General features: G+C 53.0%; 11 protein-coding genes. 6 read left to right on the forward strand and 5 right to left on the reverse strand.

Translation table 11 applies throughout. The features are described from left to right. On the forward strand, positions 1 to 318 hold a 318-nt coding region (gene tnpA, locus AYI96_RS00005), incomplete at its 5' end, for an IS200/IS605 family transposase (RefSeq protein WP_144360736.1). 110 nt (positions 319 to 428) lie between these two features. On the opposite strand, the gene AYI96_RS00010 is transcribed toward tnpA, so the two are convergent. Together AYI96_RS00010 and folX are read right to left on the reverse strand one after the other, a co-directional pair. After that, the gene (locus tag AYI96_RS00010) at positions 429 to 1,322 is read right to left on the reverse strand and encodes a TIGR01777 family oxidoreductase (protein ID WP_144360737.1); all 894 of its coding nucleotides are present in this window, start codon (positions 1,320 to 1,322) and stop codon (positions 429 to 431) included. Between the two features lie 46 nt (positions 1,323 to 1,368). Then, positions 1,369 to 1,737, reverse strand: a complete 369-nt coding sequence (gene folX / locus AYI96_RS00015; protein WP_039032879.1) for a dihydroneopterin triphosphate 2'-epimerase — start codon at positions 1,735 to 1,737, stop codon at positions 1,369 to 1,371. 67 nt (positions 1,738 to 1,804) lie between these two features. Here folX and AYI96_RS00020 point away from each other — a divergent pair, with 67 nt between their 5' ends. Continuing rightward, positions 1,805 to 2,884 (forward strand): AI-2E family transporter, encoded by a 1,080-nt coding sequence (locus AYI96_RS00020; RefSeq protein WP_039032762.1) that lies wholly within the window; start codon positions 1,805 to 1,807, stop codon positions 2,882 to 2,884. Between the two features lie 27 nt (positions 2,885 to 2,911). After that, positions 2,912 to 3,838, forward strand: coding sequence for a class I SAM-dependent methyltransferase (locus tag AYI96_RS00025; RefSeq protein WP_144360738.1), 927 nt, complete (start codon positions 2,912 to 2,914; stop codon positions 3,836 to 3,838). Here the strand turns inward: AYI96_RS00025 and AYI96_RS00030 are convergent. Continuing rightward, positions 3,832 to 4,056, reverse strand: coding sequence for a hypothetical protein (locus AYI96_RS00030; RefSeq protein ID WP_071475964.1), 225 nt, complete (start codon positions 4,054 to 4,056; stop codon positions 3,832 to 3,834). The two genes, AYI96_RS00025 and AYI96_RS00030, sit on opposite strands and share 7 nt — an antisense overlap. 564 nt (positions 4,057 to 4,620) lie before the next feature. Then, positions 4,621 to 5,691, reverse strand: a complete 1,071-nt coding sequence (locus AYI96_RS00035; RefSeq protein WP_144360739.1) for an alpha/beta hydrolase — start codon at positions 5,689 to 5,691, stop codon at positions 4,621 to 4,623. Between the two features lie 234 nt (positions 5,692 to 5,925). Between AYI96_RS00035 and AYI96_RS00040 the strand changes: the two genes are divergently transcribed. Both AYI96_RS00040 and tadA read left to right on the forward strand, forming a co-directional pair. Continuing rightward, the gene (locus tag AYI96_RS00040; protein ID WP_186299977.1) at positions 5,926 to 7,839 is read left to right on the forward strand and encodes a TonB-dependent receptor domain-containing protein; all 1,914 of its coding nucleotides are present in this window, start codon (positions 5,926 to 5,928) and stop codon (positions 7,837 to 7,839) included. Positions 7,840 to 8,202: 363 nt separating this feature from the next. After that, entirely contained in the window at positions 8,203 to 8,715 is a 513-nt protein-coding gene (tadA, locus tag AYI96_RS00045) for a tRNA adenosine(34) deaminase TadA (RefSeq protein ID WP_039032766.1), read from the forward strand. 235 nt (positions 8,716 to 8,950) lie between these two features. On the opposite strand, the gene mltF is transcribed toward tadA, so the two are convergent. Next, positions 8,951 to 10,399 carry a membrane-bound lytic murein transglycosylase MltF gene (gene mltF / locus AYI96_RS00050; protein ID WP_144360741.1) on the reverse strand — a complete coding sequence of 483 codons (1,449 nt, stop codon included), beginning with the start codon at positions 10,397 to 10,399 and terminating at the stop codon, positions 8,951 to 8,953. Between the two features lie 290 nt (positions 10,400 to 10,689). Between mltF and purL the strand changes: the two genes are divergently transcribed. After that, a complete protein-coding gene (gene purL, locus AYI96_RS00055) occupies positions 10,690 to 14,571 on the forward strand; it encodes a phosphoribosylformylglycinamidine synthase (RefSeq protein ID WP_144360855.1) in 3,882 nt (1,293 codons plus the stop codon). Positions 14,572 to 14,758 lie beyond the last annotated feature (187 nt).

Raw genomic sequence — 14,758 nt, forward strand, 5'->3', positions numbered from 1 at the left:
TGTATTCACGTTTACAGTGAGCAACTTGGGTGCAAAGTAGTAGAGTTAAATGTTCAGGTAGACCATGTTCATTTAGTTATAAAAGTTCCGCCAAAGTTATCGATATCAAGACTGATGGGAGCGCTCAAAGGCAAAATAGCACTAAAACTATTTAGTAAATATCCATACTTGAGGAAGAACAAAATGTGGGGTAACCATTTTTGGCAGCGAGGATACTTTGTCAATACGGTTGGAATAAATGAAGAGATAATAAGGCGTTATGTCCGGCATCAAGAGAAAGAAGAAAAGCAGGAGCAAACTCAGTTAACGCTGGAGTAAACAACGCCCCCTTTGAGGGGGCATATATAAAGCCACCTTCTTCAGAAGGTGGATTCTTTACTGGTGAATTCAAAGGTTGAGGATACGTTGACCTTATTCCTTGTCAGGTGCTAATCGAATAAGTTCTTCATCGCGTGGTTGATTTCCGGGTAGTTGAATTCAAAACCATCGGCCTGGGCATGAACCGGTAATACAAACTGGCCTTCGGTCAGCAGGGTCGACATCTCACCCATTGCCAGTTGCAGCGCCAATGCCGGTGCCGGCAGACAAGCGGGGCGGTGCAGCGCTTTGCCGAGAGCCTTGCTGAAGTCGCGATTGCTGACAGGCTGCGGCGCGGTGGCATTGTATATGCCGCGGCAGGTTTCATTTTCCAGCAGAAATTCAATAAGGCGCAGCAAGTCTTCGCGCATGATCCAACTCATTCCCTGACGACCATGGCCAATCGGGCCACCAAGGCCCAGTTTGAAGGCCGGCAGCATCTTGGCCAAGGCGCCGCCATCTTTGCCAAGTACTATGCCGATGCGAAAGATACAGACCCGAGTGAGATCGGCAACCGCCAGGGCTTTTTGCTCCCATTGGGCACAGACCCTGTGGCTGAACTCATCATGGGGCGTGGCGTTTTCGTCTATGGGCTCCGGCCCCTGACGGCCGTAAAAACCCACCGCCGAGGCGCTGAGAAAAACTTGGGGTTTCTTTTGGCTGTTGCGGACAAGCCTAGCCAACTGCTCTGTGATGTCCCAGCGGCTGTGGCAGATCCGCTGTTTCTGCTTATTGCTCCAGCGTTTAGAAACTATGGGTTCACCGGCGAGGTTGATGATGGCATCTATCTCCTCAAGCAGTCCTGGTGTTTGCAGCGAATCTATGTACCGGGTCTGTGCCAGCGCCAGCTTTTGCTCTGCCGCCGCGGGGTTGCGGCTCAAAATAGTCAGCCTATGACGTTTTGCCAGCCGCTGCGCCAGTTCTGAACCGACAAATCCGGTTGCACCTGTGAGCAAAATATTCATGCCTTCTCCCTGACTTATTGAATGTTTCTCCAGAGTATAGACTGGCTTACGCCGGTTTACGGTAGTTCAGCTGCAGTGAAACCGAGTCGGCGTACCTCAAGGCGTGAGGCTTGTCGATTTCAACGCTGGCGTACTCTACCCATTCATGTTCGCTGGCTATTTCCAGCACTTTACCAGTGAGGTGCTCCAGCAAGGAGAAACGGTTGTCCTCCACCAGGTTAATGATCGCCTTGGTGATGGTGCGATAATTGAGCGCGTGCTCCATATCATCACTCCTGCGCGCCTTGTCGGCGCAGTAATGGATGCAAACATTGATGATCACATCCTGACGGTTGTTGATTTCCTCTTCCTTGATACCGATAAAAGTGCGCAGGCGCAGGTTTTTAATGCGTATAATAGCTAGTTCGGGTTTCATCATGTCACTACTTTTTGTTGTTGATGCAACGGCTGATTGTGACAGAGAACAACAAGGAATTTCAATTATGTCATCAGCCTACCGTCCGTCCATGGCGCTGAAAGGATTCGCTATCATGGCTTGCCTGGTCATAGTACTGGCTGGAATTAAGGCCGCCAGCGCCATAGTGGTGCCCTTTGTGTTGTCGGCTTTTATTGCGGTTATCTGCAGCCCGGCGATCAATGCCTTGAGCCGTTATCGCGTGCCCCGCGCCCTGGCTGTATTTGTGCTGGTGGCGATTATTTTGTTGCTCGGGCTCTGGCTGGCTTCTGTAGTGGGCAGTTCCATCAATGAGTTTTCCCAGCAATTGCCGCAATACCGCTCACAGCTGGTGGAGCAATTTGCCTGGATATTGGACAAGCTCAAGGAGCTGAATATCCATATCTCCAAAGACAAGGTGTTGACCTATTTGGACCCCGGCATGGCCTTGTCTTTGACCACCAATACGCTCTCCGGCGTGGGCAATGTGATGGCCAACCTGTTTCTGATAGTGCTCACCATAGTCTTTATGCTGTTTGAGGCACAATCTTTGCCGCGTAAGGTGCATCTGGCGCTGGATGACCCTGATATGCGTTTGTCCCAGATTGAGCGTTTCTTGCACTCGGTGAACCAATATATGGTGATCAAGACCCTGGTCAGCCTGGCAACCGGTATTATTGTCGGTGTCGGTCTGGCACTGATGGGGGTGGATTATGCGCTGCTCTGGGGCGTAGTGGCCTTTTTGTTTAACTATATTCCCAATATCGGCTCTATCATCGCCGCCATTCCTGCCGTACTGCTGGCCTTTGTGCAGCTGGGCACCGCGGGTGCCGGTGGGGTTGCCGCCCTGTATCTGGCGACCAACATGGTGATGGGCAATCTGGTAGAGCCCAGATTTATGGGACGTGGCCTCGGGTTATCTACTCTGGTGGTTTTCCTGTCGTTGATCTTCTGGGGCTGGCTCCTGGGCTCGGTCGGCATGTTGCTGTCCGTGCCGCTTACCATGATAGTCAAGATAGCTCTGGAATCGAGCCAGAGTGGCAACTGGTTGGCAATCTTGCTCTCGGACGAGGCCAGTATTGCCGTGCGGGAAAATGCCGATAATGAAGCGGCAGCCGATGCCGAATAAAGGCAGAAATAAGAAGTTGAGGATTTCATGCAGTTATTTTTGGAAGCCATCACCGACCTGACTCCAGGCGATGAGTGTGGCCGTTTGTTTCATGGTCGCGGCGGCCGTTATCCCGGCGCCGAGCACTTATGCCTGGATTGGTTTGAGCCTGTGGTGTTACTGACCGCCTTTAAACCCCTGACGCCGGAAGAGCTGGCCTTGGTTACCGAGCGTCTGCAATTACGCTGGCAAGCTTTGGGATTGGCACTGAATCTGGTCTATCAATACCGCGCCGCCGGGCAGACCCGCACCGAGCTCATTGCCGGCGAGATCCCCGAGCTACATCTGGCCAGCGAGCTTGGTTGCCGTTATCAGTTGCATCTGCTGCGTGGCCAGAATCATGGTTTATTTCTGGATATGCGAAACGGCCGCGAGTGGGTGATGGCCAACAGTGCTCAGCGGAAAGTATTGAATCTGTTTGCCTATACCTGTGCGTTCTCGGTGGCGGCCCTCAAGGGCGGCGCCGATGAGGTGGTCAATATGGATATGAGTAAAGGGGCGCTGGCCATCGGCAAGCAAAACCATTTGCTCAATGGCCTTACTGCCGGTGCCCGCTTTCTGGGGCATGATATCTTCAAGTCCTGGGGCAAACTTAAAAAACTCGGGCCCTATGACTTGCTGATTGTCGATCCGCCCAGCAATCAAAAGGGCAGCTTTGTGGCAACCAAAGACTATCTGCGATTGCTGCGTCATCTGCCGCAACTCTTGAACCCGGGGGCCGAGCTGTTGCTCTGTCTCAATGCACCTGAGCTGGACAGAGCTTTTTTACAGAACCAGGTCAGTGACGCCGCACCAGAACTTGAGTTTGTTAAACAGCTGGATAACCCACCGGCCTTTGCAGACCGGGATCCTGACAGGGCATTGAAGGTGTTGCTGTATCGCTATGAGGGAGAACCGGACTCTAACACTCAATAACCGAGCCGTTCAGAGATCAGGGATTGGCCGCCTTCTTCCAACAGGGCGGCTATGCCTTCGGCATCAAAACTGCTCAAGCAGGATACCTGGTGCAGTAGCCTGTCCTGGACATCCAAGGGCATCTGCATCCTTTCCATAAACATGCGCATTCCCAATATATCGCCACTGGCCAGCAGGGTGGCGAGGGTTCGTGCTTCAAAGTCGACAATATGATTCATGGCGTCGTCCTCTTGCTGATTTACGGGCCGGGGAGGCCTCCTTTAAGCAATAGCAGTTGCAGCGCCCGCCGCTAGACCCAATGTGTTTAAAAAATTTCGCCTCAGAACCCAGGGGCATAAAAAACTGAAAGTCTTTCAGTGCTTCCTACATAACTGGTGGGTATCTGAGCTTTTGAAGGTAGTTTTACCAGTTTGGGGTAACGAAAGTGAAAGTTTTCTGTAACTCCTTCTCTAGCCCTGTTATACTGGCGCCGCCTTAGGGGAAACACCTAAGGCTCCGAAAAGCCGGAATCGGGCATAAAGTGTCGTCGGAACCTGAACTTAACAGGAAACCAAGAAAAAGATACGCCCTGTACCCTACAGAATAGACTGGAGTTGTTATGGAAATTCATGAGTACCAAGATGCTTACTACCAACTGCAGGATGAAGTGATTGAATCACTTCCGGTAGAGAAAGACGAAGAAGCGTTTTTGGATTAGGCCTCAGCCAGGCAGCTCAAATCTTGAAAAAGCGGCAACCTCAGGGGTGCCGCTTTTTTTTTGTTGCCATTGAATTACGTATGAGTCATTCGAGGGTGGAGCCGGGGTAATAATGCTCGACAAGCTGGGTCAATATCCGCTGCTGTTGAGCAAGCTTTTGTCTTTGTGCCTGGCGTAGCAAGCCTTTGAGTGCATGATACTGAGGCTTGATTTCAATTCCCTGGCTCTTGCTCAAGTGCTTGAAGCGACTGACCACTTCAGTCACGCTGAAATCCTCGGCGTAAATATCCAACTGTTGCGAGTGCATCAGCCAGCGAATACCTTGATAGACACCTATGTGAGGCAGGGAGTGGTGATCTTCGTCACTGAAGAACTCACTGTGAAATATAAGTTGCTGAGACGGCAGTGCCGACAGATGTTTGGCCAGCGCCAGATTTCGCTGTTTGTGGTAGTCATTGCGGCCAAGTCCGGGGGTGGTAGCCTGGTTACTTATCGCCATGTACAGGGGCTTGCCTGTTAGCTTGCCCTGAGTGAGTGCCTGCTCGAGCTCATCGGCATAAGTTGGGCTGTCGTACCAGAGACTGGCATCCAGCACCAGGTAAGCATTGAACATAGGCTGTTGTCGGCGCAGCGCCTCCAGTGCCAACAAGCCTCCAAAAGAGTGACCAATAAGCACAGTAGGGCCGGGTTGCCCAAGTCTGGCATTCAGCCAGGGGTTAAGTTCCTGGTCGAGAAAGTCGAGAAAAGCGCCGGCATTCCCCGATTGCTGATAAAGCGATCCTGCGGGTCTACCACCGGGTAGTGTTTCCAGTTTCACCGCAGTGAAGTCCCGAATACGGTTACGGTTGATGATGCCAACTATGACGCCTTCAGGTATCGCAGGATTTACCCCCGAAGCCAGATAATCCAGCATGGGCGCAAGATGCTCAAACTGCTGCTCGGCATCCAGAATCACATAACGGGCAAAGCTCTTGCTCTGCCTGGCGTCCCAGTGTTTGGGAAGGCGCAGTAATACTTCCCGCGATTCCCCTAATATGTTGGAGTTCAGCGTCAATCGCTGTTGTTTCCCGGCGCCTTCTTTGTCCAGGCTTTGGGCGCTGCAGCCTACCAGCATACCGAACAATAGCGTCAGAGGGATAAACAGTGTTTTTTTCATCGAAATATTTACTCGGTAAAGGTGATATTTTCAGCTTGAAATTCAGCCCTGATGGGCTTTTGAGTGGCCTGGCCCACATTCGCACATTATATTGTAAATGATAACTAATATCATTCCTATATTGTAAGAATTATGCTACTTTTTCGCGCTATGGAACCAGGGGCTTTACCTGGATTTACCCAAAAGCAACAAGCTATAGGGCGCAATCTTCGCCGCGATAATCGGGGGAATAGAATGAAACTGGATAAGTGCCGTAAACTGCTTACCTTGAGCCTGATCGCCATGGCTGTCAGTGGTTATACCCAGGCAGATGAAGGTGAAATGGAGCATATGGTCGTTACCGCCAGTGCCAAGGATCAGCAACTCAGTACTGCACCTGCCTCAATCTCGGTGATCGATGCCGAAGCGATTAAGCTGATGCCGGTCAAAGATCTGGGGGATGTGCTGAGAAACAGCGTCGGCGTCAATGTGGTGACCAACGACTCGGGCCGAAATAGCATCTATATCCGTGGTATGGATGAAGACTATATATTGATGTTGATCAACGGCAAACGGGTTTCTTCTTCCAATGGTCTGTGGCGCGGTGGTAACTTTGACTTGACCGCTATCCCCATCGACGCCATCTCCCGGGTGGAGATTGTTCGCGGCCCCATGTCGGCTCTCTATGGTTCAGATGCGGTTGGCGGGGTCATCAACGTGATTACCAAGGCGCCAGATGATGACTGGCAACTGGTACTCGACAGCGAGTACAGTTGGATGCAGGACGGCGAGGGCGGCGATCGCAGCCGTACCAACCTGTTTGGCTCGGGCAAACTCACAGATAATCTGGGGCTGATGTTCACCGCAGAGATGGCTGAGCAGGACGCCTGGCTGATGCCCGAGCTGACCCCGAATCAGGACACCATAGAAGAGCGCAAGACTCGCAAGCTCTATGGCTCGCTCACCTGGCAGTTGGCAGACAATCAATCGCTGGACTTGGATTATCAATACGATAATGACAAGGTGCCCTTAACCACCTTTGCCGCCAATTCAAAACGCGAGCAGAAGATAGAGCGCAACACCTTTGCTCTGACTCACAAAGGCGAGTGGAGCTGGGGTGGCACTGAGCTTTTGGCCAACCTTGAAAAGTCGGATATCTACGACTATAACAGCCGCTATTCGCTGCAGCCCCCTTTGGGACGCGACATCGAAGAGAAAAACACTACCTTCAGAGGCTCGGCCTTCTTTAACCTGTGGCAGCAGGACTGGACAGTCGGCGCCGAGTACTTTGAAACTGAAGTCGACGATCCCGTGCAATATCCGCTTACCGGTGGTGACAGTGTTGAACAATACTCGCTGTTTATTCAGGATCAGTTCGATTTCCTGGATGATTTCACCCTGACCCTCGGCGGCCGCTACGAAGACAACGAAAAGTACGGCAGCCATTTCAGCCCCAGGGCATATCTGGTTTACCGTGCCTCTGATGCACTGGTGCTTAAAGGCGGTGTTGGCACGGCATTCAGGGCGCCGGCACTGTTTGAATCATCTCCGACTTTCTCTTCAGTCAGTTGCCGCGGCGCTTGTACTGTAGTGGGCAATACGGATCTTGAGCCCGAAACCAGTGTCAACTATGAGCTGGCAGCCTTATGGAGTCAGCCTTCCTACGAGCTGTCAGCAACCCTGTTTCATAACAAGGTGGAAGATCTGATCACTGTTTCGGCTTGGGATGGCTCCAGCCCAACCCGTACTTACTACAACGAGTCCAAGGTAACTTTGCAAGGGGTAGAGTTGACCGCCAGCGTGGATATCACAGCAGATCTCGGCCTCAAGGCAAACTACAGTTATCTCGATACCGAGACAGGTGACGGCGGTGAACTCACCGGTCGCCCACGCCAGAGTGCCAATGTGCAACTGGATTGGTATCTCACCGACGATTGGCAGCTGTATGTTGCCGGTAACTATTTCGGTTCATATCTGGATAGCAGTGCCGTGCGTCAGGATGGCTACAGCCGCTTCGATATCGGCAGCAGTTATCGGCTAAACGATCACCTGAAACTACGTGCCGGGGTTACCAACTTTACCGATGAGCAACCGGCTGAGGAAGACACCAACAGTGATATGATACTGCAAGGGCGCGCCTTCTTTGTCGGTGTCAGTTTGAGCCTCTGAATACCTTGAATTATAAAAGATACTCACTATCACAGGTCTTTTAGTTAAAGCCATTATATTACGGCTGTAACTTTAAGCGGACATGAGTTTGCTGCTTGGGTGTTAATTACTTTGTACTGGTCTCATTGTGGTAAGAATTCGGGTTTGCTGTTCATTCATACGGATATGATCTGGTAGGGATAGGTGTTTTTTAGCTAATTCAAGAGAGATTGTCAGCCATATGTTTATTTCACCAAGGTGTTTTGTTGAGTTGGCTCAAAATGATGCCGTTATAGAGTCAACAAAAGGGTGAGTAGGTTAGGCTTAAACTTATAGCAGGAAACGTATTATACTCTGGCGCCGCATTGACGACGGACAGATAGAATGACAGAGAATCGCGATTTACATTGGATGCAATTGGCCATGGAGATGGCGCAAAAGGCGGAAGCTCTCGGTGAAGTACCGGTCGGAGCTGTGTTGGTTAAAGATGACCAGCTTATTGCCTGCGGCTGGAACCAACCTATTGCCGCCAATGATCCCTGTGCCCACGCGGAAATTCTCTGTCTCAGGCAGGCAGGCGGTCAACTGGAAAACTACCGTCTGTTGGATACAACCCTCTATGTGACGCTGGAGCCTTGCGCCATGTGCGCTGGTGCCATGGTACATGCCAGGGTGGGGAGATTGGTATACGGGGCTGCCGATCTTAAAACTGGCGCGGCTGGTTCAGTGTTGGATCTGGTGCGTCATCCCCTGTTCAATCACAAGTTGGCCGTTAGCGGCGGGGTGATGGAACAGGAGTGCAGCGAACAGTTGAGTGCGTTTTTCAGGCGCCGCAGACAGGAGCAAAAAGCGTTGAGGCAAGCAAGAAAGCTTAATCCGCCTGCTGCAGAAAACTGAAGAAGAGTTTGTGACGGTTGAGAATACGCTTGTGACGGGTTTTAACCAGGCTACGACGACGGGCCATTGCATTATTAATAGTCTTTCTTTTCATAAGCTTACCTTAAGGTGTGTTCGTAAGTTTTTTGCAGCAATGACAAGCTAACAGCTTATTTAAGCTTGCGCCAGCCCCAAATGGCGCGTTGTGTATAATAGCCAGACTGTTTGACGCGAAAATGAGTGGTCTGCAGGGTTTTCAGTCGGGCTGGGCGCCACTGAGATCGGTTGCTTCCTCGCTCTGTCGTTGCACCTCAGCCTGGGTTTCTTGCTGGGCCTGTTCTTTAGCCAGCATTTCCTGCTTGGCTTGATTGTCTATCCACACCAGGGTGTCGTAGTAACGGCGGATACTGTCTACATAGTGCACCGCCTCGTTACCTCTGGCATAGCCATAGCGGGTGTGCTGGTAGTATTTGCGCTTTTGCAGCAAGGGTAATACCTGCTTGAGATCTTTCCAGGCGCTGGGATTAAGGCCTCTGGCCTGTGCCAGCTTACGGGCATCCTCCACATGGCCATAGCCTATGTTATATGAGGCGAGGGCAAACCACATCCGCTCCTCCTCAGGAATAGACTTAGGCAGGCGTACCAAAATGTCGCTCAGATAGCGGGCACCGCCACGGATGCTCTGCTCGGGATCGAGGCGATTCTCCACTCCCAACTGTTTGGCGGTTGCCAGGGTCAGCATCATCATACCGCGCACGCCGGTCGGTGAGCGGGCCCTGGGGTTCCAGTGCGACTCCTGATAACTGGTGGCGGCCAGCTTGCGCCAGTCGAGTTCACCGGCATAAGTTTCAAACAGATGGCGGTACTTGGGCAGCTTGCTGTCCACTGCACGGATAAAGGCGCGGGTGTCGACATAGTCGAAACGTTTGACATGGCCGAAGTACTTTTCCACCAGGTGTTCCAGCGTGCCATCTCTTTGTTCCTGATGCCAGAAACGCAGCAGTTGGCTCATCAGTTGATCGCTGCCTCTGGGTGGCAACAGCCAGACCACAGCCTGCTGGCGCTCCAGCACCTGGCCGGATCTCAGCTCAGGCATAAAACGGCGATTGATATTGATGCTGGTGGAGTCAGAGATGGTATAGCTGAGTTCGCCGCTGGCTATCATGCTCAGTAGCTCTTCATTATCTTTATCTGCGACCTGTTGCCACTCCAGGTTGGGATTATCTGTCTTGAGTCGGTTGAGGGTTTCCACAAACGACGAGTCGGCTATTACAGTGACTGGCGCATCCAGGGCGTTGAGATCTCTGGGAACAGGAGTGCCGGCGCGGTAGACCATCACCTGATTGACCCGATAAAGCGGCGGTCCGAGGCGAAATTGCTGTCTGCGACTGCGGGTATCCGACAGCCCGGCGGCAATCAAATCAATTTCGTTTTGCTTCAGCGCCTGGTAAAGCTCACTGATATTGCCGTAGGGCTTCATTTCCAGCGGCTTGCCGAGAAAGTCGGCAAAACGCGCCGCCATCTCATAGTCAAACCCAGTGTTTCCTTGAGTAGAGGAGACAAATATTTGTGGGCCATAAAGGGTACCCACCCTGAGCTCTTTGATTTCTTTCACCGCCGGGCTTACCTGAGCTTCATCCACGACAGGTTGCCGGCAGCCGGCCAGCAAGATGATCAGGGTGAGAGTCGCGGTAATTCGTTTCATTATCTATCGGTAAAAGCCTTTAGCCTATGGTTTGCTGCCGGGATAGGGCTTATCCCTTATGTCTGATATGTTTGTAAACAAATTCAATGAATTGTGTATTGGTTTTCAGCGCTGTTTCCTGCTGATTTAGCCAGAGGTTTTACGCCGGGGGGTATATTACCCCATAGGATTACTTTATATCACAGGAAACACTGTTTTGAGCAAAGTCTGAGGTGATTTGTAGGGCGCATTTACCTATAATAGCGCCACCTCTGACCCTGTAATTATAAATAATAAGGTGATAAGACGTGATGGAGATCATCCGCGGAGCCCCCGCACTCTCGGCATTCAGAGTGCAAAAGCTGATGCAGGCCTGTGAAGCCGCTCAGCTTCCGGTAAAGCAAATCTATGCCGAATACGTTCATTTGGCTTATTTGAGCGAAGCGCTCACCCCCGATGACCAAGCGCAGTTGAGTAAGATTCTCACCTACGGTCCGGCCATCGAATCCCACGAACCCCAAGGCACTCTCCTTTTTGTTACTCCCCGTCCCGGTACTATTTCTCCCTGGTCTTCCAAAGCCACCGACATTGCCCACAACTGCGGCCTCAAGCAGGTAAAACGTTTGGAGCGCGGTCTGGCTTACTATGTGGAATCCGATACTCTGAGCGGCGAACAGCTCAAGAGCCTCAAGGCGCTGCTGCACGACCGCATGATGGAAGTGGTTCTGGACAGCTTTGAAGCGGCCGATATGCTGTTTGCCCGCACTGAGCCCAAGCCTTTTGTCAGCGTCAACATTCTCGGCGAAGGCCGCCGGGCGCTGGAAATCGCCAACCGCGAAATGGGTCTGGCGCTGGCCGATGATGAAATCGACTACCTGGTCACCAATTTCCTGCGCCTTGAGCGCAACCCCAACGATATTGAACTTATGATGTTCGCCCAGGCGAACTCAGAACACTGTCGTCACAAGATCTTCAACGCCGATTGGACCATTGACGGCGAAGTGCAGCCCAAGTCGCTGTTCAAGATGATCAAGAATACCTATGAGAAGACCCCGGACTATGTGTTGTCGGCCTATAAAGACAACGCCGCGGTAATGACAGGTTTTGAAGCCGGGCGTTTCTTCCCCGACAGTGACGGCGTTTATCGCTATCACACAGAGCCGATGCATATTCTGATGAAGGTGGAGACCCACAACCACCCGACCGCCATCAGTCCTTATCCTGGTGCTGCCACAGGCTCGGGCGGTGAAATCCGTGACGAAGGCGCTACCGGCCGCGGCTCCAAGCCCAAGGCGGGTTTGACCGGCTTCAGCGTATCCAACCTCAAGATCCCGGGCTTTGTGCAGCCTTGGGAAGGGGACTACGGCAAGCCGGACCGGATTGTGACCGCTTTTGACATCATGATCGACGGCCCTCTTGGCGGCGCCGCTTTCAACAACGAATTCGGTCGTCCGGCCCTGTTGGGTTACTTCCGCACTTATGAGCAGCAGGTTTGCAGCCACAACGGTGTCGAGGTGCGCGGTTATCACAAGCCTATTATGCTGGCCGGCGGCCTTGGCAACATTCGTGAAGAGCACGTACAGAAAGGGGAGATCTCCTTAGGCGCCAAGCTGATTGTACTGGGTGGTCCGGCGATGAACATTGGCCTTGGCGGCGGCGCGGCTTCCTCCATGGCGTCCGGCCAGTCCAGTGAAGATCTGGACTTTGCCTCGGTGCAGCGGGAAAACCCGGAAATGGAACGCCGCTGTCAGGAGGTTATCGACCGCTGCTGGCAGATGGGTGATGCCAACCCAATTCAGTTTATTCACGATGTGGGCGCCGGTGGTTTGTCCAACGCCTTCCCTGAGCTGGTCAGCGATGCCGGTCGCGGCGGTAAGTTTGAGCTGCGTAATGTACCTTCCGATGAGCCAGGCATGAGCCCGCTGGAGATCTGGTGTAACGAATCCCAGGAGCGTTATGTGCTGTCTGTGGCAGCCGAAAACATCGATACCTTCGCCGCCATTTGTGAGCGCGAGCGTGCGCCATTTGCCGTGGTGGGCGAGGCGGTTGCCGAGCAGCACCTGAGCCTGAGCGACGAGCACTTTGACAACAAGCCTATCGACTTGCCACTGGAAGTTTTGCTGGGCAAGCCGCCGAAGATGAGCCGTGATGTAGTGAGTCAAAAGGCGCAGTCTGCGGCGCTGGATGAAGCGTCCATCGATCTGGCGGAAGCCGTTAAGCGGGTGCTGACTCTGCCAACCGTTGCCGACAAGAGCTTCTTGATCACCATAGGCGATCGCACGGTAACCGGCTTGGTGAACCGCGATCAGATGGTCGGCCCCTGGCAGGTACCTGTGGCGGATTGCGCCGTTACCGCCGCCTCGTTCGACAGCTATGTGGGCGAAGCCATGTCCATGGGGGAGCGCACTCCGCTGGCCTTGCTGGACTTTGGCGCCTCGGCGCGGATGGCCGTGGCCGAATCCTTGTTGAACATGGCCGGTGCCGATATCGGCTCACTGAAGCGCATTAAGCTGTCGGCCAACTGGATGTCTGCAGCCGGTCACCCGGGTGAAGATGCCGGCCTCTATGAGGCGGTCAAGGCAGTGGGCGAAGAGCTGTGCCCTGAGCTTGAACTGACCATTCCCGTGGGTAAAGACTCGATGTCGATGAAGACCGCCTGGGAAGACAAGGGCGAGCAGAAGGCGGTTACCGCACCTATGTCGCTGATCATCACCGCCTTTGGTGCGGTGCGCGACATTCGCAATACCGTGACCCCTGAGCTGCGTACCGACAAAGGCGAAACCGTATTGCTGCTGGCCGATCTGGCCAAGGGCAAGACTCGTCTGGGCGGTTCCTGCCTGGCGCAGGTGTTCGGTGAGCTGGGCGATATCGCGCCGGATCTGGATCAGGCAGCCGTATTGAAAGCTTTCTTCGAGGTGACTCAGCAGTTGGTGGCCGAGCGGAGTTTGCTGGCTTACCACGACAAGAGTGACGGAGGTTTGTTCACCACCTTGGTGGAAATGGCCTTCGCCGGTCACACTGGTCTGAAGGTGGATATTTCTGCGCTGGCCGGCAGCGCCCTGGCGCGCCTGTTCAACGAAGAGTTGGGCGCCGTGCTGCAGGTGAGCAAAGATCAAGCCGCCGAGATTATCAAGGCTTACACTGATGCCGGTGTGGATTGTCATCCGATAGCAGAGCTGAGTGACGATGGCCGCATCCGTATCCAGGATCAAGGTGCTGAAATTTATAGTGCTTCACGTACCGAGCTGCGTAAGCTCTGGTCTGAAACCACCTATAGAATGCAGGCGCTCAGGGACAACCCTGAGTGTGCCCGTGAAGAGTTTGACCTCAAGCTGGATGAAACCGATCCCGGCCTCACGGTCAACTTAAGCTTTGATCCGGCAGAAGATGTTGCCGCGCCTTATATCCTCAAGGGCGCAGCGCCCAAGATGGCGATCTTGCGTGAGCAAGGGGTCAACTCGCATATTGAGATGGCAGCCGCCTTCGAGCGCGCCGGTTTTGAAAGCCGCGATGTGCATATGTCGGATATCCTCAGTGGCCGTATTAGCCTGGAAGAGTTCCAGGGACTGGTGGCCTGTGGTGGCTTCTCTTACGGTGATGTATTGGGCGCCGGTGAAGGTTGGGCCAAGTCCATCCTGTTCAATAGCCGTGCCCGTGAGGACTTCAGCCGCTTCTTCGAGCGCGCCGACAGCTTTGCTCTGGGTGTTTGTAATGGTTGCCAGATGCTCTCCAATCTCAAGGAGATCATTCCGGGTACCGAGCATTGGCCGCACTTTGTCCGTAACCGCTCTGAACGCTTTGAAGCGCGTTTCAGCCTGGTGGAAGTGCAGCCAAGCCCATCGCTGTTCTTCAGCGGTATGGCTGGTTCCAGAATGCCGATTGCTGTTTCCCACGGGGAAGGGCGTGCCGAGTTTGCTTCAGCTGCTGCCATGGCAGCAGCCGAGCAGAGCGGCACTGTGGCGCTGCGTTATGTCAACGGTAAAGGTGAGGTGGCTAGCTTGTATCCACAGAACCCCAACGGCTCGCCCAACGGCTTGTCCGGGATCTGTAGCCTGGATGGCAAAGTCACCATCATGATGCCTCACCCTGAGCGGGTGTTCCGTACAGTCGCCAACTCCTGGCATCCGGAAAACTGGGGTGAAGATAGCCCTTGGATGAGAATGTTCCGTAACGCCAGAGTGAAGCTGGGATAAGGTTGAAAATCATCCTATAAAAGGGAAAAAAAGGCGGGTATTTATAACCCGCCTTTTTTATTTAACTTTTGTTTCATAGTAAAAAGCACAAACCTTCAATAGCTTACATTTTGTTCAGTACATCCTTATGTAATGAAGTGTCAAAATGTAGACTTTACATCACTTAATAGGCTAAAGCCGGACTAAG

The sequence above is a fragment of the Shewanella sp. MSW genome (genome assembly GCF_007636515.1).
Lineage (GTDB): Bacteria > Pseudomonadota > Gammaproteobacteria > Enterobacterales > Shewanellaceae > Shewanella > Shewanella indica.